General features: G+C 57.4%; 21 protein-coding genes. 8 read left to right on the forward strand and 13 right to left on the reverse strand.

What is annotated here, in order from left to right:
- Positions 1-98: 98 nt before the first annotated feature.
- Positions 99-1,613 (reverse strand): hypothetical protein, encoded by a 1,515-nt coding sequence (locus FHX15_RS17865; protein ID WP_184399403.1) that lies wholly within the window; start codon positions 1,611-1,613, stop codon positions 99-101.
- Positions 1,614-1,834: 221 nt separating this feature from the next.
- Here FHX15_RS17865 and FHX15_RS17870 point away from each other — a divergent pair, with 221 nt between their 5' ends.
- A complete protein-coding gene (locus FHX15_RS17870; protein WP_184399405.1) occupies positions 1,835-2,323 on the forward strand; it encodes a hypothetical protein in 489 nt (162 codons plus the stop codon).
- Between the two features lie 111 nt (positions 2,324-2,434).
- On the opposite strand, the gene FHX15_RS17875 is transcribed toward FHX15_RS17870, so the two are convergent.
- Positions 2,435-3,280 (reverse strand): metallophosphoesterase, encoded by an 846-nt coding sequence (locus FHX15_RS17875; RefSeq protein WP_184399407.1) that lies wholly within the window; start codon positions 3,278-3,280, stop codon positions 2,435-2,437.
- Between the two features lie 121 nt (positions 3,281-3,401).
- On the opposite strand from FHX15_RS17875, the gene FHX15_RS17880 reads away from it, so the two are divergent.
- On the forward strand, positions 3,402-4,271 hold the full coding sequence (locus FHX15_RS17880) for a DUF4365 domain-containing protein (protein WP_184399408.1): 870 nt from the start codon (positions 3,402-3,404) through the stop codon (positions 4,269-4,271).
- 15 nt (positions 4,272-4,286) lie between these two features.
- Here the strand turns inward: FHX15_RS17880 and FHX15_RS17885 are convergent, their stop codons facing one another.
- From FHX15_RS17885 to FHX15_RS17920, 8 genes are all read right to left on the reverse strand, one after another.
- Positions 4,287-5,504 carry a patatin-like phospholipase family protein gene (locus tag FHX15_RS17885; RefSeq protein ID WP_184399409.1) on the reverse strand — a complete coding sequence of 406 codons (1,218 nt, stop codon included), beginning with the start codon at positions 5,502-5,504 and terminating at the stop codon, positions 4,287-4,289.
- A complete protein-coding gene (locus tag FHX15_RS17890) occupies positions 5,501-7,732 on the reverse strand; it encodes a ThiF family adenylyltransferase (protein WP_184399410.1) in 2,232 nt (743 codons plus the stop codon). Before FHX15_RS17890 ends, FHX15_RS17885 begins: the two co-directional genes overlap by 4 nt.
- 3 nt (positions 7,733-7,735) lie before the next feature.
- Positions 7,736-8,866, reverse strand: coding sequence for a hypothetical protein (locus tag FHX15_RS17895; protein WP_184399411.1), 1,131 nt, complete (start codon positions 8,864-8,866; stop codon positions 7,736-7,738).
- A gap of 374 nt (positions 8,867-9,240) precedes the next feature.
- Positions 9,241-13,053 (reverse strand): vitamin B12-dependent ribonucleotide reductase, encoded by a 3,813-nt coding sequence (locus tag FHX15_RS17900; RefSeq protein ID WP_184399412.1) that lies wholly within the window; start codon positions 13,051-13,053, stop codon positions 9,241-9,243.
- A gap of 582 nt (positions 13,054-13,635) precedes the next feature.
- Positions 13,636-14,226 carry a hypothetical protein gene (locus tag FHX15_RS17905; RefSeq protein ID WP_184399415.1) on the reverse strand — a complete coding sequence of 197 codons (591 nt, stop codon included), beginning with the start codon at positions 14,224-14,226 and terminating at the stop codon, positions 13,636-13,638.
- Between the two features lie 181 nt (positions 14,227-14,407).
- Positions 14,408-14,905 (reverse strand): xanthine phosphoribosyltransferase, encoded by a 498-nt coding sequence (gene gpt, locus FHX15_RS17910; RefSeq protein WP_184399417.1) that lies wholly within the window; start codon positions 14,903-14,905, stop codon positions 14,408-14,410.
- A gap of 166 nt (positions 14,906-15,071) precedes the next feature.
- On the reverse strand, positions 15,072-15,914 hold the full coding sequence (locus FHX15_RS17915) for a universal stress protein (RefSeq protein WP_184399419.1): 843 nt from the start codon (positions 15,912-15,914) through the stop codon (positions 15,072-15,074).
- 92 nt (positions 15,915-16,006) lie between these two features.
- On the reverse strand, positions 16,007-16,783 hold the full coding sequence (locus FHX15_RS17920) for a competence/damage-inducible protein A (protein ID WP_184399421.1): 777 nt from the start codon (positions 16,781-16,783) through the stop codon (positions 16,007-16,009).
- A 219-nt stretch (positions 16,784-17,002) separates the two neighbouring features.
- Between FHX15_RS17920 and wrbA the strand changes: the two genes are divergently transcribed.
- Positions 17,003-17,599, forward strand: a complete 597-nt coding sequence (gene wrbA, locus FHX15_RS17925) for an NAD(P)H:quinone oxidoreductase type IV (protein WP_184399423.1) — start codon at positions 17,003-17,005, stop codon at positions 17,597-17,599.
- A 611-nt stretch (positions 17,600-18,210) separates the two neighbouring features.
- Here the strand turns inward: wrbA and FHX15_RS17930 are convergent.
- Positions 18,211-18,429 (reverse strand): hypothetical protein, encoded by a 219-nt coding sequence (locus tag FHX15_RS17930; protein WP_184399425.1) that lies wholly within the window; start codon positions 18,427-18,429, stop codon positions 18,211-18,213.
- A gap of 24 nt (positions 18,430-18,453) precedes the next feature.
- Positions 18,454-20,385: a hypothetical protein gene (locus FHX15_RS17935; RefSeq protein ID WP_184399427.1), complete on the reverse strand. Its 1,932-nt coding sequence runs from the start codon at positions 20,383-20,385 to the stop codon at positions 18,454-18,456.
- 222 nt (positions 20,386-20,607) lie between these two features.
- On the opposite strand from FHX15_RS17935, the gene FHX15_RS17940 reads away from it, so the two are divergent.
- The 3 genes from FHX15_RS17940 to FHX15_RS17950 all read left to right on the forward strand — a co-directional run bounded on the left by FHX15_RS17940 (position 20,608) and on the right by FHX15_RS17950 (position 22,912).
- The gene (locus FHX15_RS17940) at positions 20,608-20,922 is read left to right on the forward strand and encodes a hypothetical protein (RefSeq protein ID WP_184399429.1); all 315 of its coding nucleotides are present in this window, start codon (positions 20,608-20,610) and stop codon (positions 20,920-20,922) included.
- A gap of 83 nt (positions 20,923-21,005) precedes the next feature.
- Positions 21,006-22,205, forward strand: coding sequence for a YcaO-like family protein (locus FHX15_RS17945; RefSeq protein ID WP_184399920.1), 1,200 nt, complete (start codon positions 21,006-21,008; stop codon positions 22,203-22,205).
- Positions 22,202-22,912, forward strand: a complete 711-nt coding sequence (locus FHX15_RS17950) for a TfuA-like protein (protein WP_184399431.1) — start codon at positions 22,202-22,204, stop codon at positions 22,910-22,912. Before FHX15_RS17945 ends, FHX15_RS17950 begins: the two co-directional genes overlap by 4 nt.
- Positions 22,913-23,943: 1,031 nt before the next feature.
- On the opposite strand, the gene FHX15_RS17955 is transcribed toward FHX15_RS17950, so the two are convergent.
- Positions 23,944-24,318 (reverse strand): VanZ family protein, encoded by a 375-nt coding sequence (locus FHX15_RS17955; protein WP_184399433.1) that lies wholly within the window; start codon positions 24,316-24,318, stop codon positions 23,944-23,946.
- Positions 24,319-24,513: 195 nt separating this feature from the next.
- On the opposite strand from FHX15_RS17955, the gene ilvA reads away from it, so the two are divergent.
- On the forward strand, positions 24,514-25,764 hold the full coding sequence (ilvA, locus tag FHX15_RS17960) for a threonine ammonia-lyase (RefSeq protein WP_184399435.1): 1,251 nt from the start codon (positions 24,514-24,516) through the stop codon (positions 25,762-25,764).
- 36 nt (positions 25,765-25,800) lie between these two features.
- Positions 25,801-26,130: an HlyU family transcriptional regulator gene (locus FHX15_RS17965; protein WP_184399438.1), complete on the forward strand. Its 330-nt coding sequence runs from the start codon at positions 25,801-25,803 to the stop codon at positions 26,128-26,130.
- Positions 26,131-26,347: the final 217 nt, after the last annotated feature.

Below are 26,347 nucleotides of genomic sequence, written 5' to 3' on the forward strand. Positions count from 1 at the left end.
CGCGTATCGGTGGTTGTCCAGCCCAGCTCAGGCGTCGCCGTCCACGCGCGTGATCTCGCAACCAGTATCGAGCCCAGTCTTCGGTGCAAAAATCGGCATCATGCGGGTGGCTTCCTCACGGCCGACATTCGCTGTCGAAACTCCCTGATCAGGCTGAAGGGCAATATTCTCGGATTGCTGCAGATAACTGGATACCGGCTGACGACCACGTGCTGTATTTCGCCGGAGACACTGCGCCCGGCCAGCACGTGCTCTCGACGTCTATCCTTCTCCAAGGCGCGTTCGTAGGAGCGTACGAGGCGATGGTTGTACCGAGCAAATCGCGCTGGACTTGCCTCGACGTAAGCAAGATCAAGGAAGTTGTTCTTGCACTGCACGTTCCAGACGACGCCGTCGCCTACCGCGATGACATCGAATTCGTGCCGATCGATGCGCTTAATGTCTTTTATTTCGAATCCTTGATCACGTAGTTCATTCGCCACGGCTTTCTCGAAGATGAAGCCTGACCTGATCTGAAAACGCTTGATCTTGTCCAAGGTCTTCGCGCGCCAGTAATAGGCGAAACGGCTGAGAAGCGTGACGGTAGAGTAGAAGACGCCGTCGACATGGATGAGCGGCGCGTAGGTGTCGATGCTTTCCGAATAGCTGGTACCGCGGAACACCAACGCCTCCTGAAGGTCCGGACTGATTTCCATTCGCCTGACGAGTTTGTTCAGGTCCATAGCGGGGATCTTCACCCAGAAGTCTCGATCGACAAAGTTGCGGGAGATATTGCGTATGATTGCCGCGGCTCGTCCGAACTTCGTCCTGGAAAGATCGAATTCCGAGTACGCAGCCTCGAGGAGAAGCATATCGTTACGGAGCTCGGCTGCGGAAAAGAGGCAATCCGGCCTTAGTTTCTCAGCCTGTGCAAGCATCGAAAGACCCTTCTGGTCCAGGTCCATTTCCGTGATTCTTGATCGTTCAGGTTCCAGGAACAGATCGTCAAGGCTCGCGTATTCGACGGTGTTTCGATCTTCGATTGCGAGCCGGTCGGTCGCCGTTCTGATCAGCAGCGCGTTGCGTGCGGCTGTCAAGGGGTTGGCGTGGAACTCGATGACCGGGAAGAACACGACGACCGGGTCCAGGGTGCCTACTGCGACGTCGCCGATGCAGGCGTCCGGAAGACGGTGAAGGAGAGCTACGCAGGCGCGACGTCTGGATTGAAGGTAGCCGATCAGGGTCCCCAACGTAGTGAACGACGAGGCCAATTGCGGCTGTCCCTGTTGCTGGAGGGATGTCCCTAGCGCGCTGAACTGCAGCATCAGGCTGACGAAGCGGGCGACGAATTTGTCGTCGAATCTTTTCGCTAGACCGGCCCTAATCCTTTGCAGATGTGCTGCCGATGACACTAGCTGAAGAATTGGAAACGCGAAAAGCGTCGCGGCGAACTCTTCTTCCCAATCAACGGTGATCAGGTTCACCGTTTCCTCGATCGCCCGGATCGTTTCGAGCCACGCGAATGTCGCCGATCTTCTGTCGAATTTGGACAGCATGCCGGTAATGATCTGTTCTTGGAGAGCAATACGCTCGTGCAGCGCGTACGGCGGTGAATCAGGGCCCAGAATGTTCAAGCAGCGCCTCTCTCGGTCTCGCCAATCAATCGCATAACGCATTCAGGTGGGATGGGATTTATACTGAAACTACATCCAATCCGGACCCGCAAGAAGATCTTGCCGCAATGGGGGAGGAAACACCGACAAACCTCTAAGATTTATGTGAAATAGTATTTTTCGTTCTTGATTTGTTCCGCAAGTGATTTCAAATCGAGATTACGAATCTACGGAGCCACCGAATGAGCAATTTGGAGTTACGCGAGTTTCATTCTTTTCTCGAAGCGCTGATCGAAGAATCATCGCGGGATCAACGTTTCTCGATAGAGCAGGTCGTAGGAAACATCCTCTCCAGACACCCGCAACGCCTGGAACGGATCAAGGACGAGGTGATGGCCCTCGGTCTTCGAGCGCTCATCAGAAACAACTGCCGTGCAAAAGTGAGTTCGACCAACAATGGGCCCGACATGTTCGGGCACTACCATGTCGGAAAGCGCGTCTCGGTGCCGTACAAGGATGAGAAGGGCAAGCTACGCTGGGATAAGAAGCGCCGTACGGAGCTTTCCTTCGAGGATCTTGACGAGATCATCGCCCGGTGGGACGACCGACCATCGGAGCAGTCACGCGACCGGAAGGACTTCGACGACATTTCTCGTCGGACGGCGCCCTATCGCGACGTCGCCCGAACGGTCGGCGAGGCTCTCGAAATGGCGGAACGGGACGGGCGATAGAAGACGGCGATCGGCCGATCCTGGCTTCAAAACCCATTTGCTAAGGCTGCCGACGACGGATTTCCCAAGCCGGCGGCATCCTTACGCGACGAAATGGTTTTAGCAGCCAATTTAGAACGAGCATGCCGACGACTTCGGTCCGTGTAGTTTCATCAGATGGATTGCCGAAGGCTCTTCGAGTAGTTCGTTGGAACGAAGGTCCTCTGGTACCACATCACCGATTTCGATCGCTTCCGATAGTGATACCGAAGTGCGGATGAAGGATTGAACCGTGTCATCCTCGATGACAACTGCCGTCAGATGCCCCGTTTCCTCGGCCCCCGTGTCGAGAGCGATGCGGTAGTTGTGAATTTCTGGTCGCCGAGAGCTTGTCACGGTGTGGCCATGCACGACAGGAAGACCGAAGTCGTAGTTCGATTCCAGGAAGTCCGAGCGTATCGTCATCATGTCGTGCAGTGACTGCCGCTTTAGACTCACCTCCGGACGGAGCCCAGCATGTACGAAAACGTGGCCCTGATCCACGATAAGATGGTCCGCATTGCGCATGGCCGCGACGTGAGACGGGTACGCCTCAAGCGCCGCCAGCATCTCCGGAATCATTTGCTTCAGTCCGTGCCAATCTGTCGCCGGCGTCACGCCGTAGGAGAGGGCGGTTGCGACACCGCCGTTGCACATCCAGTTCATCAGGTCGTAGTCCCGATTGAACGGGTTGTCGATGAACTGCAGTACGAAGTCTTCATGGTTGCCACGAAGGAGCTTACTGCCAGGAACGTCGCGGAGAGTTTTGATCACCAAGTCCATGGCTTCGAGGCTTCGAAGGCCCCGGTCGATGATGTCCCCGAGGAAGATGACCCGATACGGCTTCGACGTCGAAGACGAACCATTCCGGAAATGTGCAAGAAGAGCGTCGAGGAGATCGGCGCGGCCGTGTACGTCGCCAATGGCATAGATTTTCATCGATCCGTTTTCCTACCCACGGTCCAATCCTTATCTAAGCTGCAGAGCTTTCCCGGCGATCAAAGGATTCGATAGAAGTTGACACAAGGGCTTGTAAGAATACCGACGAGGATGTCAGGGCATGGCGGATAGAAACCAGACAGAGCGCCTGGGTGTGAACGCCGTAGAAGCGATCTTCTTACAGATGGGATGGATATTTCGCGAACAGACGGTTAGCGACTACGGTATCGATGCCCACGCCGAGCCGAGGGAAGAAGGAGCGCCGACCGGCCAGTTGATTGCGCTGCAAATCAAGACAGGGGAATCCTACTTCCGAAAGCGCGGTAACAATTTCGTCTTCTACGGCGAGCGGAAGCATCTCGACTATTGGCGACGTCATGTCTTGCCGGTCTTCATCATTCTCCACAACCCAGCTACGGGACAGACCGTCTGGCAACGAGTGGAGCCCGACCTTGTCAAGGAACGTGGCGAAGGCAGATGGTCCATCGAGATTCCGACCGATCAGGTCTTGAACGACGCGGCCGGCGACTATCTACGGCGAGGTATTTCCTCAGATCCTAGATCCGTTCGGCGAGTGCGCATGCTTCTGGACCTTCCGCTGATGCGAGAGATTATGGAGAAGCAGGAGGAAGACTCCGTTTTCCTCACGGTTGACGAGTGGGTCAACAAGACCCTCAACTTTCGGAAAAGCGCGCTGTTCTATGGCGATCCGCACGGGGAAGCCGTTTATGAGTTCGACAGATGGGTGCCGTTCAGCAATCTCGGTCACTTCATGAACGAGAGCTTTCCGTGGCTGGACTTCGAGTATGCTGAACCGATCGACGAGGGTTCAATCGAAGTCGAAGGTCACATCCTTGAGGTCAAGGTGAACTCGCTAGGACGAGCGTTCCTTGAAGTTGAAGAATATATGGAGAACGGGAGCGTGCCGCTTGACGTGGAGCGATGGTATGACCGCTCCTCCGACAGCTATGCGGAGGATGACCGAGACTGAGGCGGCAGTTGCTATCTAATTCGGAAAGTTGGAGCTTGAGCTACTCTCATTGAATTCCATCCTCAGCGCCTGGGGAGAAGCTGCTGGTCCCGCCTCAGTTTCCTTGAGAGGTAGGAATCTTCCGTCCGCAAATTGCGAGAGTGTGAGGTTCGTTACCTCGAACCCGTGCTGTGCCAGCAGATCGAATCTTGGCAATTCGATCTTTAGCAGGTCAGTCGGGTAGTACAGACAAGCCGCGCATTGCTCGTCGCTCAGTCCGGGGAGTTCTCCCGCGGTCGGCGTAAATTGCCGAGCTGATGTCCCGATCCGGATGAGGAACCCATCGACCTGCTTGTCGCGGATGGACTTCAAGAGCATTCGCGACCGAAGCGATCTGATCTGATCGCTGGTGATGTCGAAGAGCCGAGGCGCAGCCAGACTACCTTCCCGGAGTGCCCGGAAAAGGCTCTTCGGCTTTGCTAAGGGGCCGGATGCATCGCTACAGATGAGCACGTCACATCCGTCGAGCCCGCTCATCGGCTTGTACAATTGCTCCAACGCCATGTTCTCGTAGGCGCCGCCATCCCATAGACGGACAACTGAGAACGGTAAGCTTTTCTTTCGCAATGGCCTCTTGGTTTCCGGATCCGTCTCCCACCAACCGTCAGTCGGCAACTCGAGCCGAAGTGCTCCGATTGCATACGGTACCGCCGCCGACGCCGCGATCGCATCAGCGACAGTGATGTTAGGGCTGTAGTGTCGGCCAAACTGCCAGTCACCCATCGAGTCGCGTGTGAAGCGCCAGTTCTTCCCTGTCTCGTAGCATGTGGTGTTGATGTGCCAGATGGGGGAGGCGGGGAGATCCGAAAGCTTCAGGCGAATTCCCCATCTCGTCCACAGAAGCTCCGAAAGGATGTTTGCGCGACGACAGAGGATCCGCACATTCTTCCTCAGCAGGCCTGCGAAGCCGAGCGCCTTGAAGCTGAAGAGATCGCCCTTGGTGAGGAGCGTCCGTAGGCGCGGATAGATCTCTGCCAGGAAACGCTCCGAGGAGGGCCATTGACCATCAGCTTCAGAAAAGATCGCGCCGGTCACAAGACTGCCTCCGGAAACCGTCGAAATCTGGACGACTTGTTCCAGCATTCCTGCTTCGGCCAGGCGGCGGAGTACACCGAGATGGAACACGGCCGCGCGGATCCCGCCGCCCGAGAGCGCAAGCCCGATGCGAAGGCCCTGCAAGTTAGTGTCCATCATTGGACGCTCCCGACCAATATGCCGATCTCTTTTTCTGAAACGATAAGCGATATCGCCGGAAGCCCGTCGATATCGGAAATCAAGGAAAGGTCATAAATCTGATCGACGTCGACCGAACTCGGCGCGGACGATGTGCCGCGGGGATGCGAATGCCATTCGCCCATATAGCGAACTTGCCCTCCGGATCGCCGTTCCGCGGTCTGGATTATCTTGCGGAGACCGATCGTTCCTCGAACGAAACTGGCTGGCTTCCCGACACTGTCCGAGGGCGGCGTCGGGGCATGAACGACGCTGATTATCTTCGCTTCAAAGTCGATCAAGCCGAGGAGGGGGCCTCCAGTTTCGTTCGGCAAAGCTGCTGCTCTGCGGCTCACAAGCTCAAACCTCAGCTCTTCCGGAATGAGGACTTTCCATTCTCCCATGCTGCGCGTCGAGACCGCCGGAACCAAACGAATGGCCTCAACGGCGTCGTCTTCGTCCGCCGACCAGATCCGCAATGACGGCTGAGGGGAGCCTATCCCCTTCGAGATCCCCGAAGCGATGAGGGCGGTGAGAACCCCGATGCGCGATGTCGGGATCTTGCTCGTTAGAGCTCGGCATGCGCCGGTGTAGCGCATCTGCTGGCCGGCGGCGAAATGTGCGTCCAATGACGGCCTAGTCAGCACCTCCCGGAGATAGACCGCTTCGATATCGCGCAACGTCGTGGTTCGGTCGACCGCTTCCATCATCAGAACGGCCGAACCTCCGTCAGGGGTGAAGAACGCGCAGACGCGCCGAGCGCTACCGTCCCGGTCCGACAAGAACCTGGAGACGGGGACGGATGCAGACGCGTCCAGGATGAGCTCGGCACTATCGATGGCATTCGCCAGCTCGTCAGAAATCGTTTCCCGAAGTACGTTCTCCACGATTGCCTTCGGTGCGACGTCTGACCGAATCGAAAGCAGGCGCTCGGCAACACTAGGAGCCTTGAGCCTGCCGAAATGGCGACGTTCAAGAATATGTCGTGAGAGATTGTGCGGCAGCAAAGCGTCGTCGTCGACGATCGTCCATTCGAAAAAGCCCTCGCGCACGAGCAGCTCCGCCATCGTGGAACCGAGAGACCCGGCGCCGATTAGCACGGCACGCCTTTTGTCCGCAGCGTTGTGGCCGGTAATGCGTGCGGCTGCGTCGGCGTCCAATTCCATATGAACCGGTGCCACCTGGACGTTGTATTGCGAAAGGCGGTCGATGTCGACTGTTGGAAATAGGCTTCTCAGATACCTGACGTCGGTGCTATGGGGGGTATTGTTGCGGTCGAGCACTCCAATCGCTACGCCGATTTGACCAGGGCTGACCTCCGCCAGGAACGCCATCGGCTTGGTCGCGCCGACGACCCCGGTGCGAGGATGAATTTGAGGAAAGCGAGCAAGTACGCAGAAAATCCACTTCGCGTCGTCGTCGCGTTTGCCACCCTCGAACCAATCCTCGACTGACTTCTTCAACCTATCGATAAATGTCGGGTCGCGATCCATGAGCAGAGCCACGAGGCCGGGCAAGGTGCGGGGCGCGCGGCGGATCCTCTTCATCTGCTGTGGTTTGACATCGACCTGGACGACGTGAATATTCGTGACCTGTCGATGGAAGCCGTTGGCCTCCGACGAAGTCACCAACAGAAACCTGCCGGTCTCGTCCGTCGTCCACACATTTAGCTTCTTGCCGGCATCCATCGCCGCCATGCCGTCCGCAGACAGGATGACCTGATGGGGGCTGTTGTACCCAAAGAATGGATCGAACGGCTGGTCGTCACCGTGAAGCTCTCCTTGCCCCGCCTTCGCGAACCACTGTGAAATGCGGGTCACCAGTTCTGAAGCGGTATAGCCGCTCCGGACGTCTTGCCAAGGGCGATCATCGATGCAAAGCATCGAGGGGAAGCCTTCTGGGACGATGTTCTGATGCGGAGTATCTGGAAAGTCTTCGCGCGTAACGACTACGCCGGGTGCGCTCTCACGTCCTGCTACAAAGCAGACCGACACTGTTTCCCTAGCACGGACATCGTAGACCGGACGCTGCGGGACTTCGACCCGCAGTTCGAAGGTGATGATCTCCATCTTGCCATCCTGAAAACGGCGGCACTCCAGGATCTCGGCGAAGTCCTGGCACGAGTCTCTCAAGTACCGAACAGTCGCTGCCGCCAATGGAATGGCGGCAGCGGACGGATCGATCGCCTCGCTTCCATCCGGCTGCCACATGGTTCAGCCGGCGCGCGTCGTTGTCGAAGATGCTGCAGCGGCGACAGTCGGGATTGCCGCCGCCAGCATGACTGCAACGCCCGTCCACGAGATCTTGAGCTTGATCGGCTTCGGGGCCGATTGACGTGGCGTCTCCATGGTCACCAGGAATTCCCCTTCGGAATCCTTGATGATCTCCTTGTAGTAGTTCGCTGCTTGACGGTGAGGGGGCTGAGCATCCTTGTCCTCAACAGATCCTTTCAGCGGGATCGGCCAGCTCGGCGAGATGATCTTTTCCTTCTTGTGAGCGAGTTCCTCGAAGAGCCACTTCACTTCCTCGACTGGCTCGGTCTTGTCCTCGCCCTTGTCGGGAGAAAGGCTCTTATAGGAGCAGTGATGGAAGAGCTTCAGGATGTCCCACTCCAGGCGGTGGGTGTTGTTATGCTTCTTCGTTGTCTTGATCATCAACGACAGGGTCTCGTAATTGATGTCCGAGCCAAGCAGGGCATAGCTCTCGATGCCGTTCTCTAGGAAGGTCACCTGCACGACGATCGAGCCCTCGTTGCGGTCCTCAAGGCCCTCGTCGGTCCGCCATGCAAATGGCGAGTGGACGAAGAATTCGACGCCATCGGCAGCCTTGTCGAAGCTGGGAACGAGCTCACCAGCGTCAACGATGCAATCCCGGCGGTCTTCCACGGACAGTCCCCATTCCTCGAGGTATTTCGCAAGCTTCGCCGGACGGGAAAAGACCTTGATGCCGTAGCCTTCCTTCAGACGATGCCGCGCTTCCGCGCGGATCGTCCAGGCGTCGCCCTCGAGATTGGTTTCGGTGATCGCGTCGGCAGGTACCCACATCTCGCCGATCTTTGGCCGGCCTTCGCTTTGGAGAAGGGTCGCATGATCGAACCAGAAGAAGTCGCGAGCGCCGCAGATGTGGTCGTTGTCAAGATGGGTGAAGGCGACGACGCGGAACGAATCTCGGTCGGCTTCCTCCATGTCGTCCTTAACGGCTTTGGGTAGATCGATCCGCTTGTCATATGGATCGTTAGCGTCTCGCATGTTTGCGAAGTCGAAGAGAACGAGATCGTCGTTGGCCAGTCGGATCAGTGTCGTATCGGCATTGCCGATAGGGTAGAACGTCATGAAGGCAGGCATTCGGATAATCCTTTATAAGCAAATCGCAAAGCGGATCTTGGACTTGGTTTGTTCTCATCAATACATTTCGAGCATTAAATGCTCGCACGAAGTCAACCCCTGATTCCATAATCGCCAAATGAGTAACGATCCTCGGCGACTGCTGTGCTTGCCCTCCTCAAGTTATCCTTTTCCTGTGCTTAACCTTCCTTTCGACCTAATCGATCTTTTGCGTTGACCAAAGGGGCGGGTGGATCCGCCCCTCTATGTATTTTTTACTAGGTCAGATCAGCGTTTTGAGCCTAATTGCTTGATTCCTAGAAGCGTATACTGCGACAGATTAGTGGCCGTGCGACAAAATCACTGGCCGCCTACAGCCAAGATTTCAGAGGAATTCAGCTGCACCCACTGGTCGCACCGCACGTGTCGCACTTCTCGCAGGTGCCGTTGCGCACCATGGTGAAGTTCTGGCACTCGCTGCACATATTGCCCGTGTAGCCTTGCATGATCGAGCGGGCGCGGCGTTCGGCTTCCATCTTCTTGGCTTCCGTCTTGGCCGAGGCAGCGTCGGCTGCGGCCTTGTCGGAGAAGAGGGCGGTTGCGTCGCTGCCGGCTTCTTCGAGCACTTCTTCGGCGATCTCTTCCGCCAATTCCTTGGCGCGCTCTTCGTAATCGCGCTTGAAGGCGACGATTTCGGACGTGGAGATGGCCATTACCGGCTCCAGCTTGCGGACTGCTGCACCTGCAAACGAGGTCACCGAGCCGGTCGAGGAGGCACGGGCTGGGGCGGCGGTTGCGGCACCCTTCGGTTCGCCGAGTTGACGGTCGCTGCCGGTGTTCGAGACCAGCGTCGGCTTGTAGCCGCGGGTCCAGCCGGTGGAGACGAGGTTGGTCTTGCCTTCCTGGATGCCCTTGCCGAGCGCCGTGTTGGAGAAGTCGGACGTATCGACATGCGCGAGATCGTGACGGCCGAGGTAGGAAACGGCGAGTTCGCGGAACACGTAGTCGAGGATCGACGTGGCGTTCTTGATCGCGTCGTTGCCGATGACGATGCCGGCCGGCTCGAACTTGGTGAAGGTGAAAGCCTCCACATATTCTTCCAGCGGCACGCCGTATTGCAGGCCAAGCGAAATCGCGATGGCGAAATTATTCATCATCGCACGGAAGGCAGCACCTTCCTTGTGCATGTCGATGAAGATTTCGCCCAGACGACCGTCACCGAATTCGCCTGTGCGGAGGTAAACCTTGTGACCACCGACTGCAGCCTTCTGGGTATAGCCCTGGCGGCGGTTCGGCAGCTTCTCGCGTTCGCGGGAAACGCGTTCGATCACTTTCTCGATGATCTTTTCGGTAACCGTCACGGCCTGGGCGGCTGTCGGCTGCTGGATCAGATCTTCCAGCGCATCTTCGTCACTGTCGTCTTCGATCAGCGAGGCGTTGAGCGGCTGCGACAGCTTGGAACCGTCGCGGTAAAGCGCGTTCGCCTTCAGGCCGAGCTTCCAGGAAAGCATATAAGCGTTCTTGCAATCCTCGACGGTCGCCTCGTTCGGCATGTTGATCGTCTTGGAGATCGCACCCGAGATGAAGGGCTGGGCAGCCGCCATCATGCGGATATGGCTTTCAACCGAGAGGTAGCGCTTGCCGATCTTGCCGCACGGATTGGCGCAATCGAAAACCGGCAGGTGTTCCTTCTTCAGGAAGGGCGCGCCTTCCAGCGTCATCGCGCCGCAGACGTGGATGTTGGCGGCTTCAATGTCCTTCTTCGAGAAGCCGATATGCTCGAGCAGGCTGAAGCTCATGTCGCTGAGTTGTTCGTCGGAGACCTTCAGGGTGGTCTTCAGGAAGTCGGCGCCGAGCGTCCACTGGTTGAAGACGAACTTGATGTCGAAGGCGCTCTTCAGAGCCGCATTGACGGCTTCCACCTTCTCGTCGGTGAAGCCCTTGGCCTTCAGCGTCGATGGATTGATGGCCGGCGCCTGGTTCAGGTTGCCGTGGCCGACGGCGTAAGCTTCGATCTCGGCGATCTGGCTCTCGGAATAGCCGAGCGTGCGTAGCGCATCCGGAACGGCACGGTTGATGATCTTGAAATAGCCGCCGCCGGCGAGCTTCTTGAACTTCACCAGCGCGAAGTCAGGTTCGATGCCGGTCGTCTCGCAATCCATGACGAGGCCGATCGTGCCGGTCGGGGCGATGACCGAGACCTGTGCGTTGCGGTAGCCGTGCTTCTCGCCGAGTTCGAGCGCCTTATCCCAGGCCGACATTGCGTGGGCTGCAAGATCCTGGTCCGGGTTTTCCTGGTGGATCAGCGCGACCGGGTTGACCGAGAGAGCTTCGTAACCGGCATTCTCGCCACGGGCGGCACGGCGATGGTTGCGGATGACGCGCAGCATATGCTCGCGATTCGGCTCGTAGTTCGGGAATGGGCCGAGTTCGGCGGCCATTTCGGCCGAGGTTGCATAGCAGATACCGGTCATGATCGCCGTCAGCGAGCCGGCAATGGCGCGCCCTTCGGCGCTGTCATAGGGGATACCTGATGACATCAAGAGGCCGCCGATATTGGCGTAGCCGAGGCCGAGCGTGCGGTATTCGTAGGAGAGTTCGGCAATGCGCTTCGATGGAAACTGCGCCATCATGACCGAGATTTCGAGCACGACGGTCCACAGGCGAACGGCATGTTCGTAATCGCCGATATTGATGCGCTTCGTTGCCTTATCCTTGAACTGCAGAAGGTTCAGCGAAGCAAGGTTGCAGGCCGTGTCGTCGAGGAACATGTATTCCGAACACGGGTTCGAGCCGCGGATCGGGCCGCCGGCCGGCGAGGTGTGCCAGTCGTTCATCGTCGTATTGAAGTGGATGCCCGGATCGGCCGATGCCCAGGCGGCGTAGGAAATGGTTTCCCAGAGGTCGCGAGCCTTCAGCGTCTTCATCACCCTTCCGTCCTTGCGGGCGGTCAGGTTCCAGTCGCCATCTTCCTCGACGGCGCGCAGGAAATCGTCCTTGATGGAAACCGAGTTATTGGAGTTCTGGCCGGAAACGGTGAGATAGGCTTCCGAATCCCAGTCGGTGTCGTAGGTCTTGAACTCCATGTCCTTATAGCCCTGGCGGGCGAACTGGATGACGCGCTGGACATAGTTTTCCGGAACCTGGTCCTTCTTGGCGGCGCGGATTTCGCGCTTCAGCGCCGGATTCTTGGCCGGGTCGAAGCAATCGCCATTATCGGCCTCGCAATTGACGCAGGCCTTCATGATCGCCTTCAGGTGCTTGGCGACGACCTTCGAGCCGGTCACGAGAGCGGCAACCTTCTGCTCTTCCTTGACCTTCCAGTTGATATATTCCTCGATATCGGGATGGTCGATATCGACGACGACCATCTTGGCCGCACGGCGGGTCGTACCGCCAGACTTGATGGCACCGGCAGCGCGGTCGCCGATCTTCAGGAAGCTCATCAGGCCGGAGGAGCGGCCGCCGCCGGAAAGCTTTTCGCCTTCGCCGCGCAGCATCGAGAAGTTGGAGCCGGTGCCGGAACCGTACTTGAAGAGGCGGGCTTCACGAACCCAGAGGTCCATGATGCCGCCTTCGTTGACAAGGTCGTCTTCAACGGACTGGATGAAGCAGGCATGCGGCTGCGGATGTTCGTAGGCCGACTTGGACTTGGTAATCTTGCCGGTAAAAGGATCGACATAGAAATGGCCCTGGCCGGGGCCGTCGATGCCATAGGCCCAGTGCAGGCCGGTGTTGAACCACTGCGGGGAGTTCGGCGCGACGCGCTGCGTGGCGAGCATGTAGGCGAGCTCGTCCTTGAAGGCTGCGGCATCTTCTTCCGAAGAAAAGTATCCGCCCTTCCAGCCCCAGTAAGTCCAGGTGCCGGCGAGACGATCGAAGACCTGGCGGGCGTCGGTTTCCGAGCCGGTCTGTTCGTCCTTCGGTAAGCCCTTCAGCGCCGCGTCGTCGGCTACGGAGCGCCACAGGAAAGAGGGGACATCGTTCTCTTCGACCTTCTTTAGGCGTACAGGGACGCCGGCCTTGCGGAAATACTTCTGCGCCAGAACGTCGGTAGCAACCTGCGAGAACTGCGCGGGCACGTCGATGTTTTCGAGGCGAAAGACGATAGAGCCGTCAGGGTTCTTGATCTCACTCGTCGCCTTGCGGAATTCGATATCCGCATAGGCGCCTTGACCAGCCTTCGTAAACCGACGTTCGATGCGCATGTTCTTAACCTCGTGTTGGCACCCGAAAGGGCGCAAAATTCCATTCCGGCTACACGTTGTCCCTTCGTGCAGCCGGTGCTCGTTCCGTCTTGTGACAGGATGTCATCCAGAGATAACATTCCTGTATCTTGTGGTGAGGCTGGCCGCAAACGCTAAATATAGTGTTAACAGCTAATTTTTTCCAGTCCCCGCTGCTGCTTTTTGAGGCGAAAAAGGACACAGAAAATCCCCCGGGCGCCACCGCTTCTGACGGTCCAACGCCCTGATTCCGCGTTCAATTTTCCTTGGGAGAACCGGGCTCGTTACCTCCGGTTCAGTCGCCGCCGCAACATCTGAAACATTAAGTTTGAAACAGCTGATTCCGTCAAGGGGTGGAATGTAACCGAATGCTAACCACAACATCTTGTGGATGCGCCTGTGAAGACTGGGGAAAGTCCCGGTAAGTCAGAAAATACAAGGACTTGCGGCGGCGATTTGCCAAGCCGCAGAGCGGAATGTAAAAAAAATCGGCTGCGGCAAAAGTTGGGATGGCTTTTGCGACGAAAATGCGCATGCCGATTCGTTGAAGGAAATCAGCGTCTTCTAGAGGGCATCGATGGCGATCGTGACGGTCGCCATGCCGATCGGCTCGTCCTTTTCGTCGGTAACGACGAAGCTTGCCTGAGCCTCCAGAAGTTGGGTCGACTCGTCACGCTCCGCCCGGCCGACATAGATATCCTGCGAACCGAGAGCGAAGGTTTTCAGGAACTTGTCTTCGTCGCCTTGCCAGTAGTCCGTCGTAACGATGCTCTGGCCGACGTTCAGCCCGTGGCGGTCGGTAACGAAGAACTCGACGATCGTCCCCTGCGAATCATCCTGCCTCGATTTGAGATAATGCGAGATGGATTTTGCCATCAGTGCCCCGACCATCTGGAAGTCGCCCTGTGCGATCTCCGCCCGATAGGTTTCGTCCAGCACCCGCATGTCCATCTCGCTGACATTGCCGAACTTGGCGTTCTGCTCCTTGATCGCCGTTACGACAACAGGCGTCTCGACCATCGGCCGAACCAGCTTTTCGACATATTCGCGCACAACCCTGACATAGGCCGGCTCAGCTCCGGCAGGCGCGCAAGGAAACAAACAGCCGATCAGCCCGAAGGCCGCTGCCGCTCGAATCTTACCCCAACGTGCCATTGCGCGTCCCCAACCGCATTCAACCACAATTCATGTTCGATCTCTACGACCGGTGGTTGCCTGACGCTATGCTAATAAAATAAAGCGGACGTTACCGGAATGGGGCTGGAATCCGCTATCCGCGGCACAAAAATTGGGACAATTTTCAGTCGTAAATTGAGGTAGCTCGCGCCGGAGGATGCTAACCGCGAGCGCCCTTAGCTATCGGCTCCTGGTAGGTGAAGCCCATATCCCAGGGGAAGTAGATCCAGGTGTCCTGGCTGACTTCTGTGATGAAGGTATCGATGGTCGGCACGCCCTTTGGCTTGGCGTAAACGCAGGCGAAATGCGCCTTCGGCAGCATGGCGCGCACCTGAGCCGCGGTCTTGCCGGTATCCGTGAGATCGTCGACGACGAGCACGCCTTCGCCGCCGTTGTCGGCGAGTTCCACCGCAATGCCTTTCAGAAGCACCATGTCGCCCTGATTGACGTAATCATGATAGGAGGCGATGCAGACTGTCTCGATAAGGCGGATGTTCAATTCGCGCGAAATGATCGCCGCCGGAACAAGGCCGCCGCGGGTGATGCAGACGATCGCCTTGAATTCCTGGTTGAGGCCGGCAAGCCGCCAAGCGAGCGCGCGCGCATCGCGGTGGAACTGATCCCAGGAAACGGGGAAGGCTTTATCGGGAAGGGACATCTGGCTGCTCCGCGGCATGAAAAAAGACACGCCGTTTGCCGGCGACCGTATGAACGTCGACAGGCAGAACGCAAATCGCGCAGACAGAACTGCGCGATGGATGCCGAAGCCAATGTCATCGGTCGCCGCAATTAGCGGAATTTCGAGGCAAAACGCAAGAGCAGCGTTAGCGGGACAGCAAAGTGAGCGCCGTCATCGATTGCAGCAAGGTCTTCGTGGTGCCGCCGAAGATCGTCTGCCAGAGCCAGGAATGCGTATAGGCACCCATGACCAGAAGGTCGATACTGTTGTCCGAGAGCCGGTTTTCGATCACGTGAGAGGCGTTCCTGTCGCCGCTTTCGGCGGTCGCAAGCGTCACGTTGATGCCGTGGCGGGTGAGTGTGGCGGCAAGATCGGCGCCGGCAGTCGTTGCCGAATGCGTTGCCGTCTCGGTTGGATCGACGGAAAAGATTTCCACGGCTTCGGCAGCCTGCAGGATCGGCAGGGCGTCGAAGGTGGCGCGTGCGGCCTCCTTCGAGCCGTTCCAGGCAATCAGCACGCGCCTGATCGGTTTCGGCTCGCGGATAATATAGGGGATCATGAGCACGGGCCTGCCGCTTTCGAAAAGGAAGTCGTCGACATCCACATGGCTGTCGGACGGTCTTGCCGGATCGGCCTGCGAGGCGATCAGCAGGTCGGCACTGCGGGCGGTTTCAATCAGCGGCGCAGAGCCGTAGCCGGTCGACGTGGCAAAGGCGCGCCACTCGAAGGAAGCGCCGGAGGCGCTGGCCCGAGCGCGGAAAATCCGCTCGACCTCGACGGTTTCGGAATGGGCCATATCTTGAAGCGCCTGCACGGCGACCGGATCGGGGATTTCCATCGGTGCTACCAGTGGCACGGCGGAGATGGTTTCAGCATGCAGGCCGATGACGTGGGCGCCGCTTTCTGCGGCAATGGCAAAGGCGAAGTCGGAGACTGCGGCACTATTGTCTGCTGTATCCAGAATGGCGAGAATGGTTTTGTAAGACATATCAGTTCTCCTTTGCAGCTGACGTGATGGTCTCCGCGAGGAAAGGAATGCGCCGGGAGACGCTGGAATTCCTTGACCGCGATCAAGACCGCTCAGGCTTCCGCCTGATCGTTCTCGGCAATATCCTTCCTGCGTCTAATGTCCTCGATCATGGCCCGCACATCCGCACCGGCCGCTTCGACCACGTTCTGCGAGCGACCGCGCACCACGATCTCGGTCGAAAATCTCTGCCCGACATAGCGTGGATAGGAGCCGATGCTGGTTTCCGGATGCGCCTTCTGGATAGCCGTCAGTGGGGTGCCGATCTCGCCTTCGCCATAGGGACAGGCGATGGCAAGGGAGACGACGGGCGTACCGGTCCTCAATGTCGGCAGCACATTATCGACCATCGCCTGGAAGACCTGCGGGACGCCGGCCATCACATAGACATTGCCGATGATAAAGCCGGGCGCCGTCGACACCGGGTTAGCGATATGTGAGGCGCCGCGCGGCATGCGGGCCATACGCTGGCGGGCCTCGGTGAATTCCATTTCCCGGCGCTTGTACATTTCGGCCAGCAGCGCCATCGCCGCCGCATCATGCTCGCAAGGCACGCCGAAAGCCTTCGAGACAGCATCTGCGGTAATATCGTCATGCGTCGGTCCAATACCGCCGGAGGTAAAGACATAGTCATATTTGCCGCGGAGCGCGTTCAGCGCCTCGACGATCGCATCCTCCTCGTCGGCGACGATGCGCACCTCTTTGAGATCGATACCCGAGATGGTCAGCATGTCGGCGAGGTGGCCGATATTCTTGTCCTTGGTGCGGCCGGAAAGAAGCTCGTCGCCGATGGCAAGCATGGCGGCGGTGACGATAGTCTCATTGCTCATGAAGATATTTCCGTGGTGAAACTTGAAAATAGGTAGCGCCGTTTCACCGCTTTGCAAACGGCAAAGCGGCAGGCGCCGCGGGCGAAAATGACGCGCTAAAGTGAATTTTCGTCTACAGCCTGTGAACAGTGAGTTCTCCGGCGCAGGGCTATGTTGAGCCGGATGCGCTGGTAGAACGTTCGTAGTCAGGAATTCAATCATCCGTTGATGGAGATAACAATGGCGAAGATCCTCGTCCTTTACTATTCGGCTTATGGCCACATCGAAACCATGGCTTATGCCGTAGCCGAAGGCGCGAAGTCCGCCGGCGCTGAAGTTGTCGTCAAGCGCGTTCCGGAACTGGTTTCCGAAGAAGTCGCCAAGGCTTCCTACTACAAGCTCGATCAGGCAGCCCCGATCGCCACTGTCGACGAACTGCCGGATTACGATGCGATCATCGTCGGCGCCGGCACGCGTTTCGGCACGGTTGCATCGCAGATGCGCAACTTCTGGGACCAGACGGGCGGCCTGTGGTTCACCGGCAAGCTCGTCGGCAAGGTCGGCTCGATGTTCACGTCCTCTGCAACCCAGCACGGCGGCCAGGAATCGACGATCCTCGGTTTCGTCCCGACCTTCCTGCATCATGGCATGGCCTATGTCGGCCTTCCCTATGCATTCCAGGGTCAGATGGGCACGGAAGAAGTCAAGGGCAGCTCGCCTTATGGCGCGTCCACCATCACCAACGGTGACGGTTCCCGCCAGCCGTCGGCAATCGAACTCGAAGCGGCGAAGTATCAGGGCGCACACGTCGCCAAGATTGCAGCAAAGCTCGGCTGAGCTTAGCAAAAATCACTTTCTGAGCGGCGGTCCTTTGGGCCGCCGTTTTAGTTTGGGACGATGCCGTCTAGGCCGTTCGGCAAAATGCAGGGGATTGTTCTGCAAAACAAAACTTGTAGGAACTGGCGGATGAGCACCGGCTTGCCGAAGACTACTTCTTCCGGATGAAGGCCAAGGAGAAGGGCGGGGGCCTGAAAGCCGAAAAGAATAAAGGGAGCCCGCAACTGGCTCCTGGAAGAGCAAGACGTGATCACCGGAGGTACATGCGATCGGTGCCGTATCGTCGGCATTCGCCGCACCGCCTATAGCTTGCGCCGCACCTCCATCTGCCCACCGCTGATGGAGGGTGCGGATATCTGCCGGATTGCGAAGAATTGCCGGACCAGCGTGGGATGATCGAAAAATATCACGCTTCGCACATTTCAAAGACCATCGGTACGCGGCGGTGAACGTGAAGCCGAACGCCAGAGCAGATTATTGAGCATGCCGAGCGGAACGCGCGTCGGCCAGATCATACGGAGGAGTCATAGGTGAGCATCACGCACTTGGTACTGGACGGCATCGGTAGACTCAACCGCGGGCTAGCACGATGCCGCCAGGGTTATAAACATTCAGCCATCATAATGACCCGAAAATGCTGCATCCGCAGACTTAACGACCACGGCGATATTCACGCCCTTCGTTAAGACTGTCCCGGTCGTGCGAAGATCGGTGACAACTTTCAGGTCGCCCGATGTGGGCGGCGGAAGCGGCACGACGGTTTTGGCGTCCAAATCTACAACCCAGAGCCCGTCCTGACCTTCAACACTAATAACAACAACTGTAGCCATGCTTTTCCCTCCAACGATTGATGTTTAAAATCCAGCTTTCTTTAGGCCTTCCCGATAAAGATCTTTATGCCATTGCTCTTTACTTGGTACCGCAGACAACCATTTGTCCACGTCGAAGTCGGGGTTGCCTTCGCGAAACCTCCGTACGAAGACCTTCGCCTTGTCCTGACGGCCCAACATGGCCCAGTTCGCTGCCGACAATCTGTCCGCTAAATGGGGATCAGCCATCTGCCCGATGTAGTCCAGCGAAGCTTCGAATTCACCGAGGGCGTAGTTTGCTCCCGCGGCAGTCCAAAAGTAAGTATCGGGACCGAGCGGGTTCAACTCGATGGCCCGCTCGATCTTTCGCAAGGCCATGGCGGGAAGCGAGCAATGAACCAAAGTATCGGCGTAGTCGGCGATCACGTCGGCGTAGTGCGGAGCAAGGCTCTCTGCCACCTCCATCGCCTCGGCGCTTTCGTCGAACGCCCCCTGCAACAGTTTGGCGACGCCGCACTCGCGATACCCGTCCGCAAAGTCCGGACGCGTCTCTGTGGCCTTTTTTGCCAAAGTCTCCGCCGATTGCAAAAGCTCGATATCACCTCGAGCAGTCAACAACCATTCCTTCGAATAGGTCCGCGCCATCGAGCTCAGTGCCGGCGCGAAATCGGGGCTTACGGCGAGCGCGGCTTTCATTTCCTTGCGCGCGCGCCGCAGGTTCGGAAGCGTTAATCGCACTAGGTGCCGCCTGCCGACAAGATATCGATGGTAAGCAATCGGGTTTAGATCTTCGCGCAAAGCCTCATGACGCTCGATTTCGCTGGACACGGAAAGAGCGATTTGCCTGGCGACAGCTCGTCTGTCCTTGACCAGATCCAGGTGATCGAGGCTGAATCTTTCCGCCCAAACGATCTGGTTTTGGTCGAAAAAGATCAGTTGGGCGAACAGGGTGACTTCATCGCCCGTATTGCTGATCCGGGTATCGAGGATGTAATTAACGCGATGTCGTTCGAAGAAGGCCTTCTGCGTCTCCAGGTGGTGGCCGATTTGAACCGCTGAATACGGGGCAATGACCTCCAGGCTGTTAAAGGCGCAAAATCCGATAGTGATATCTTCCACCAAGGATGCGGCCAGAAAACCGGCTTGAGGTTTGACAGACTGGTTCTTGGGCGGGAGCAGTACCAGGCGGGGTATAGCAATCCGCACGTCCTGAGGATCGAGGGGAAGAGCGGTCTCAAGTTTCGGCTTTGAAGGCGCGGATATCGGACCGAGCGATATTGGGTTGCCGTCATCGGATCTGGTGCGCGCGGCGATCCCTCGTAAAATCGAATTCCGCCTCTGTTCAAAATGGTTCCGAAAGGACGTGACCTCCTCTTCCGCCTCAAATATCCGTATGAGCAATTGCAGCGTTTCCGGATCCTTTGGCTCCGTCCTGAAGAGGATGACCGCAGCCTTCCTCAGGAGTTCGGTTTCCTTCTGCGACCGCGCCTCTCGGGATGCCGTTCTCAATGCAGTGCCAAGAAGCTCGATATGGCAAACTTCCCGCTCCGCGAGCCACTGTTGAAACTGACGGCTGTGACTATGGATCGGCCCCAGGAACGGCTGGTTCATGAGCTTCACGAGGTGTTGAAGCCTGGAGAGCGGTTCGACGTTTTCCTCCGCCCCGGAAAGCAGGAGGTCCGAAGACAGAGACTCCCGATCAAAGGTCACTAGGTTGCCTTCGGATGAAATGATGGTTGCCCCAAGCTCTGTTTGTCGGGCCTTCATTCTCGAAATCAACTTGCGCAAAGTCGCAAGCGTACCGTCCCTATTGGCGTCACCCCACAGAAAGCTCGCCAACGCCGTTCGATCCGCGGAACCTTCATCTGTCGTGAGCAAATACGCGAGAAGCAGGAGGCCTTTCTCGGGAAACGTGACTGCGATGCCGTCCTCATCGACGAGCTGCAACCTACCGAAGGTCTTTAGAACAAAAGCCATTTTGCCCTTCAAGCCACGCCACGGCCTGGTGTTTCCATAAAAATGGGTGCCCGTCGCACCGACAAAGTCGTAAATTCAATCCTAGTGCCGGCACTTTGTCCCAATGTGCTAGGAAATTCAACGGGCTTGTACGTGGTAAACGTTATGCTATGTTTTCTAGGCAAACTAACAGAAATGAATTTCGCAATCGAATTATCCCAATTAACTTTAGAGGAGAATTCCATGTCCAAGATGATGATTATGGGCGTGAAGGGCGAAGAAGGACTGTGGCTCGTTGACTTCGACGCCGGCACCGTCACCGCGATGGCGGGAAAACGCGAAGACTACGTGATTTCTGCTACCGGGCCGGCACTCACGGACAACGAAGCGCTCGATTTTGCGGAGTACTTCGAGACTAAGGACCAGGCCTTCTCAGGCCACGTCTGGAGAACCCCGGCGGTTGATCTCGCCGTTGGCTTTGAGCCTAAGGAAGCTGCTTTCTCTGGTCATGTCTACCGAACTCCGCCGATTGACGCTCCCTCTACCAAGACGAACTAAGCGACATTTCCGGCGGGATATCTCTGCGTAGCCTTCAAAGAGGGGTGCGCTTGGATTCCGCCGCATTCGGTTTCGGTGGCGGTATGACTTCTGTTGCACGGTTGACGTCTTATTCCGACCGCAGTTGCTCACCGTATGAGACCCTGGCGCGAATAACACCCTCGCTTTCAAGATATGGCATTACCCGCCTCGCCCGACTGACGGATCTCGATAGGATCGGCATTCCGGTCTGGAATGCCATTACGCCCAACTCCCGTTCGATCGTCATAAATCAAGGCAAAGGCATCGACGATATCGACGCCAGGGTCTCGGCAGCGATGGAAGCACTGGAGCGTGCAGTCGGCGGAAATCCGCAAATCGATGTCCGCCTCACAAGCATCAGACAGCTGGAATCAGAGGGCTGCTTTGCTGAGCCGCTCGACTGTCTGATCTTGGCAGGTCAAGACGATCTGCGCCCCGAGGAAATGCTCCGTTGGGTCCAGGGCTACGATATCATAGCGGATAGACACGTTTGGGTGCCTTATGAGGCGGTCCTGCTCGACGACACAAAATCGAACAGATTCTGGCAGTCGTCGGATGGCCTTGCCTCAGGTAATATTCGCATCGAGGCGACTTTCCACGGGTTGCTGGAACGCATCGAACGTGACGCCGAAGTTCTCTGGCAGTTCGCGTCCGCCGCGGAGAAGAGCAGAAACTGCATCAATATCCACTCTTTTCGCGACCCGGTTCTGAGCGGCCTTGCGCAACTGGTATGCGATGCAGGCTTCAGGCTCCAAATGTTCAATCGGACTACGGATATCGGTGTGCCGTGTTTTGAAGCCTTCATTGCGCCCGACGCGCCATCCGCGGGTGATTTGCGCTATATCGAGGTGACCTATGGCGCGGGCGCGCATCCCAATCCCGGCCGTGCCGCGATCAGAGCCGTCACCGAGGCAGCGCAATCGAGGCTCACCTTCATCAGCGGCGCCAGAGATGACATTCATCCTGAAACCTTTTCGCGTCCGCTTCCCGCGCACCTGCGAGAGGTGCTTTTCATCGAACCGACCCACGAAGCGCACGCCCTTGATACCACGCTCGGAGGCACAATCCAGGACATGCTGCGCAGCGTTATCGGGCGCCTCGTGGCGGTTGGGGTCACGTCGGCGATCGCCGTAGAGATGAACGCAGGGGAGGAAGACTTCAGCGTCGTGAAAATGCTTATTCCCCAGCTCGAAAACCTGGACGGAAGGCGGAAACGACGGTTTGGTCCTCGCGCGCTCAAAAGGATATTGAGATCCAGATGAAAGTGATCTTTGCGGGACCGACACTTCATGGCGCGAACTTGCCGCCAAACGCCGACTACGAGCTTCGCCCCCCTGCGAGGCAGGGCGATTTCTTCCGAGCTATTCAGGATGGCGCCAACGTTATCGGGCTGATTGACGGCCTTTACGAGTATGTTCCCGCCATCTGGCATAAGGAGATTCTCTTCGGACTTTCCCAGGGCGTACATGTCTTCGGCGCCGCGAGCATGGGCGCGTTGAGAGCCGCGGAGTGTTCCGCTTTCGGCATGGTGGGTTTGGGGGAAATCTATGGAGGCTTTGCAAGTGGTGTGCTGGAAAACGATGCGGATGTCGCTCAATCACACGGCCCGGCCGAGATGGGCTTCATTCCTCTGAGCGAACCTCTTGTCAACGTTCGCGCCACGATTTCACAATGTTTGGAGTGCTCGCAGATTACGAGCGTTGAGCATGATCAACTGAGGGACGCCGCAGAAAGAATATTCTTCAAGGATCGGACATACCGCCGCCTTGTCCAGTCGGCGATTCAAGATGCCGATCGCGCAGACGCGGTGCTGGCAGTCCTGCGAGCCAACAATGTCAATTTGAAACTACGCGACGCCCAACTGCTTGTCGAAACAGTGATTAGCACACCCGATCGCCGCTTTGCCCCCGACTTTAGCTGGACGTTCGAAACGACTAGTGTCTGGAACGCCATGTTTGCTGTTGGTTAGGCGGGAGCTGGTTTGGCCGCTCATATTGGCCTTCGGTGAACCGATTTTGGTCCTCCCGGACGGACGGTCTGGACTATCCCTATATGGTTGCCGTGCGGCGACATTGGGTGGTTTGATAAACCACGAAGCGTGGCCGTTCGTGAGTGTTGGGACTTATTCAAAGGATGGTGCGGACGGCGGGGGTCGAACCCGCATGGCCAAGGCCGAGGGATTTTCTTACCAGCTACGGCTTTCGCCGCCGCCGCAAGGGCGTTTGTGGTCTGGACTATACCTTCACCCTAGCTTCCGCCTTAGGTGCTGCCCGTCTAGTCTCTACACCTTCCTCTAGCGAGGCTTGGCTCGGGATTGCCATCTGACAGGTTTCCCCGATTTTGAGCAGTTCTACAGCCAGCGTTTCCACTGGTGCACTCAATTTTGCTTTAAGTCCCTTGTGTCTACCGATTCCACCACGTCCGCTTAAGCCATCCCTGCTAGCAAAGCGAAGCGGTCTTCTCAACCGATATTCACGTGGCTGGGGCGCAATTCCGTTTCTAAGTTGTGACCTGCCATATCCTCCAGAGATCAACCGTCTGACGACAGACCTCGATGAAGTCGGCAACCTGATCGATCCTCAGTAACTCGCGAGACGGCATTGGTATCGCCGCCTCGATCCGTTCAACTGGCTCGACGACTTCCTACATTCATGAAGCCTCCCATTGGTGCCGAATCCCAACGTTGTAGCTCAACCTGCCTTCGAACCGGTCGCTCGCAGCATCTTTATTAACCCGTTCGAATGTGCTTGTATAAAGTGAATAAACCATAGGCAGCGCTTGTCTGTGGCCTGAACGGTCCAAAAAATCTAGGCACTGCGGTGGAGTAAGTATTGTCTTAGTGGGAGTAAGGCGATGGTTTACGACTGGGATGGAGCAAGGACACGGCGCATCAGACTTTTTAAAATGAGCGCCCTCTTGCTATTGGGAACGGTGGCCGCAGCGGTGCCGCTCTTCGTCTGGGCCTTGCAACTGCGCGGGCTTTAGTTTTCCGATCCACTGTTAGCGTCCGGCAAGTCCCGTTGCGGCCGTTGCCGCTTTCACTTCACGCCATTTGTTGAAGACCCATCCGATGACCAGGCCGACTGCTGCACCTGCTGCCTTGACGCCTGCATCGTGAAGGCGCGCGTGCCGCGTCGGCGACAGGTACTGCAGATATTCGATCGCGAACGCGCCAACGATCAGCAGCACGGCAACCGATTTCCATTGTCTCGGATAGGCAAGAGCAAAAGCCAGTCCCGCCGCCAAGTAAGCCGCGGCACGGTCGAAGTCCGGTGTTTCGATCGTGTGGGGCCGCAATTCGATCGGCGAAACGGTGATGAACAGGATGAAGGCGAGAAGAAACCACGCCAGCAGCTTTGTGATCTTGGGTGTCATCTTGCCGTCATATTAGCAATTGTTGCTTGATATCAAGTTAAAAGCCGTCCACGTGATCAGGATCTTGAGCGCGATCGGAAGACGCGCTTAAGAAACGCTTTCATCGAGCGAACCGCAAATGGTCCAAACGGGCTTCTTTCCGCCGACAGCCTGTGTCATAGCGGCGTCTCGATTTTTGAAAATGGACGAACGCCCGTGACAAGACACGATGTCGAAGGCGCCGAAGAGGCAATGCGCAGCCTTTTCCCCGCCACGCCGCTGCAGCTCAATGATCACCTTTCCGCCCGCTATGGCGCCGATATCTGGCTGAAGCGCGAGGATCTTTCGCCGGTACGATCCTATAAGATCCGCGGAGCGTTCAATTTCTTCCGCAAGGCGATCGCCGAGGGAGCAGGCGGCAAAACCTTCGTCTGCGCATCGGCTGGCAATCACGCGCAGGGCTTTGCCTTCATCTGCCGCCATTTCGGCGTGCCGGGCGTCGTTTTCATGCCGGTCACCACGCCGCAGCAGAAGATCGACAAGACCCGCATGTTCGGCGCCGGTTTCATCACCATCGAACTTATCGGCGATTTCTTCGATCAGTGCTATCAGGCCGCCCGCGATCATGTGGATGCGATCGGCGGTGTCATGGTGCCACCCTTCGACCATGCCGATATCATCGAGGGGCAGGCAACGGTTGCCGCCGAAATCATGCAGCAGCTTCCCGAGGGCACGGTGCCGGACATGGTCGTTCTGCCAGTTGGCGGCGGCGGCCTTGCTGCCGGCATCACCGGTTTCCTCGACAGTATTGTTCCGAAGTCCGGTTTCGTCTTTGCCGAACCTGCAGGCGCACCGAGCCTGCGTCGCAGCCTTGAAGCGGGGCAGGTGGTGACATTGTCAAAAGTCGACAATTTTGTCGACGGCGCAGCGGTCGCCCGCATTGGTGACCTGAATTTCGCGGCGTTGAAGGATTTTTCGGTCGAACAGGTCAGGCTGATGCCGGAAAATGCGATCTGCGTCACCATTCAGGAGATGCTGAATGTTGAAGGTGTCGTGCTGGAACCGGCCGGCGCGCTGTCGCTGACGGCGATCGCCGCCATGGATCGCGAAGCCATCAAGGGCAAGACGATCGTTGCCGTCGTCTCCGGCGGCAATTTCGATTTCGAGCGCCTGCCCGATGTCAAGGAACGCGCCATGCGCTACGCCGGTTTAAAAAAATACTTCATCCTGCGTCTTGCCCAGCGCCCCGGCGCGCTGCGCGATTTCCTCAATCTTCTCGGCCCGCATGACGACATTGCCCGCTTCGAATATCTCAAGAAATCGGCGCGCAATTTCGGTTCGATCCTGATCGGCATCGAGACGACGGCTCCGGAGAATTTCGCGACGCTGGTCGCCAATTTCGAGAATGCGGGTATGGGCTTCGAGGACATCACCGAAAATGAGATCCTCGCAAATCTGATCATTTGACTTTGCGTAAACGGCACTGCGTGCTAAAGGCGGATCATGGCTTCGTTCCTCTCAAATATTCTTTCGGTCTTCTCCGGGGGAAGCAAATCTTCCGGTGAGGCGGCCGCAGGTCCTTCCGGCGAGCCTCAGCTTTACGGTGATTGCACCATTTATGCCGAGCCGCAGAAGGAAGGCGGCCAGTATCGTTTGGCTGGCCGCATCGAAAAGAAAGTTGGAGAGGATGTCTTGGTGCGCAAGTTCATTCGTGCCGACCTCTTCTCTTCGTCCGATGACGCGATCGAATGCACGGTACGCAAAGCACAGCAGATCATCGATCAGCACGGCCCCGGACTTTTCAGTGATGGCGAGAAGCTTCGGCAGGTCTGAGCGCCTGTTAGCCGAGCAAGCTCTGGTGAAGCTTATATTTCTCGTTGTTTTTCAAAACTATGACGGCATATCCGTGGCGGAAACTGCTCAGTTGCTCACATAATCTTAAAAGATTGTGGTGAAGGTGGCGCCTGTAGCTTTTGCAGGGCATCGCTTGTGTTTGAGCTTTCCGGACGATTGACCAGAAGATCCACCGAGGAGGCTATAGCCTTTCCGC

The organism is Rhizobium sp. BK650 (assembly GCF_014195325.1).
GTDB lineage: Bacteria > Pseudomonadota > Alphaproteobacteria > Rhizobiales > Rhizobiaceae > Rhizobium.

What these genes read in the sequence shown, in the direction of transcription:
- FHX15_RS17870 (WP_184399405.1), top strand. Translation starts at nt 1,835, where the DNA reads ATGAGCAATTTGGAGTTACGCGAGTTTCATTCTTTTCTCGAAGCGCTG.
- FHX15_RS17875 (WP_184399407.1), bottom strand. Translation starts at nt 3,280, where the DNA reads ATGAAAATCTATGCCATTGGCGACGTACACGGCCGCGCCGATCTCCTC.
- FHX15_RS17880 (WP_184399408.1), top strand. Translation starts at nt 3,402, where the DNA reads ATGGCGGATAGAAACCAGACAGAGCGCCTGGGTGTGAACGCCGTAGAA.
- FHX15_RS17885 (WP_184399409.1), bottom strand. Translation starts at nt 5,504, where the DNA reads ATGATGGACACTAACTTGCAGGGCCTTCGCATCGGGCTTGCGCTCTCG.
- FHX15_RS17890 (WP_184399410.1), bottom strand. Translation starts at nt 7,732, where the DNA reads ATGTGGCAGCCGGATGGAAGCGAGGCGATCGATCCGTCCGCTGCCGCC.
- FHX15_RS17895 (WP_184399411.1), bottom strand. Translation starts at nt 8,866, where the DNA reads ATGCCTGCCTTCATGACGTTCTACCCTATCGGCAATGCCGATACGACA.
- FHX15_RS17900 (WP_184399412.1), bottom strand. Translation starts at nt 13,053, where the DNA reads ATGCGCATCGAACGTCGGTTTACGAAGGCTGGTCAAGGCGCCTATGCG.
- FHX15_RS17905 (WP_184399415.1), bottom strand. Translation starts at nt 14,226, where the DNA reads ATGGCACGTTGGGGTAAGATTCGAGCGGCAGCGGCCTTCGGGCTGATC.
- gpt (WP_184399417.1), bottom strand. Translation starts at nt 14,905, where the DNA reads ATGTCCCTTCCCGATAAAGCCTTCCCCGTTTCCTGGGATCAGTTCCAC.
- FHX15_RS17915 (WP_184399419.1), bottom strand. Translation starts at nt 15,914, where the DNA reads ATGTCTTACAAAACCATTCTCGCCATTCTGGATACAGCAGACAATAGT.
- FHX15_RS17920 (WP_184399421.1), bottom strand. Translation starts at nt 16,783, where the DNA reads ATGAGCAATGAGACTATCGTCACCGCCGCCATGCTTGCCATCGGCGAC.
- wrbA (WP_184399423.1), top strand. Translation starts at nt 17,003, where the DNA reads ATGGCGAAGATCCTCGTCCTTTACTATTCGGCTTATGGCCACATCGAA.
- FHX15_RS17930 (WP_184399425.1), bottom strand. Translation starts at nt 18,429, where the DNA reads ATGGCTACAGTTGTTGTTATTAGTGTTGAAGGTCAGGACGGGCTCTGG.
- FHX15_RS17935 (WP_184399427.1), bottom strand. Translation starts at nt 20,385, where the DNA reads ATGGCTTTTGTTCTAAAGACCTTCGGTAGGTTGCAGCTCGTCGATGAG.
- FHX15_RS17940 (WP_184399429.1), top strand. Translation starts at nt 20,608, where the DNA reads ATGTCCAAGATGATGATTATGGGCGTGAAGGGCGAAGAAGGACTGTGG.
- FHX15_RS17945 (WP_184399920.1), top strand. Translation starts at nt 21,006, where the DNA reads ATGACTTCTGTTGCACGGTTGACGTCTTATTCCGACCGCAGTTGCTCA.
- FHX15_RS17950 (WP_184399431.1), top strand. Translation starts at nt 22,202, where the DNA reads ATGAAAGTGATCTTTGCGGGACCGACACTTCATGGCGCGAACTTGCCG.
- FHX15_RS17955 (WP_184399433.1), bottom strand. Translation starts at nt 24,318, where the DNA reads ATGACACCCAAGATCACAAAGCTGCTGGCGTGGTTTCTTCTCGCCTTC.
- FHX15_RS17965 (WP_184399438.1), top strand. Translation starts at nt 25,801, where the DNA reads ATGGCTTCGTTCCTCTCAAATATTCTTTCGGTCTTCTCCGGGGGAAGC.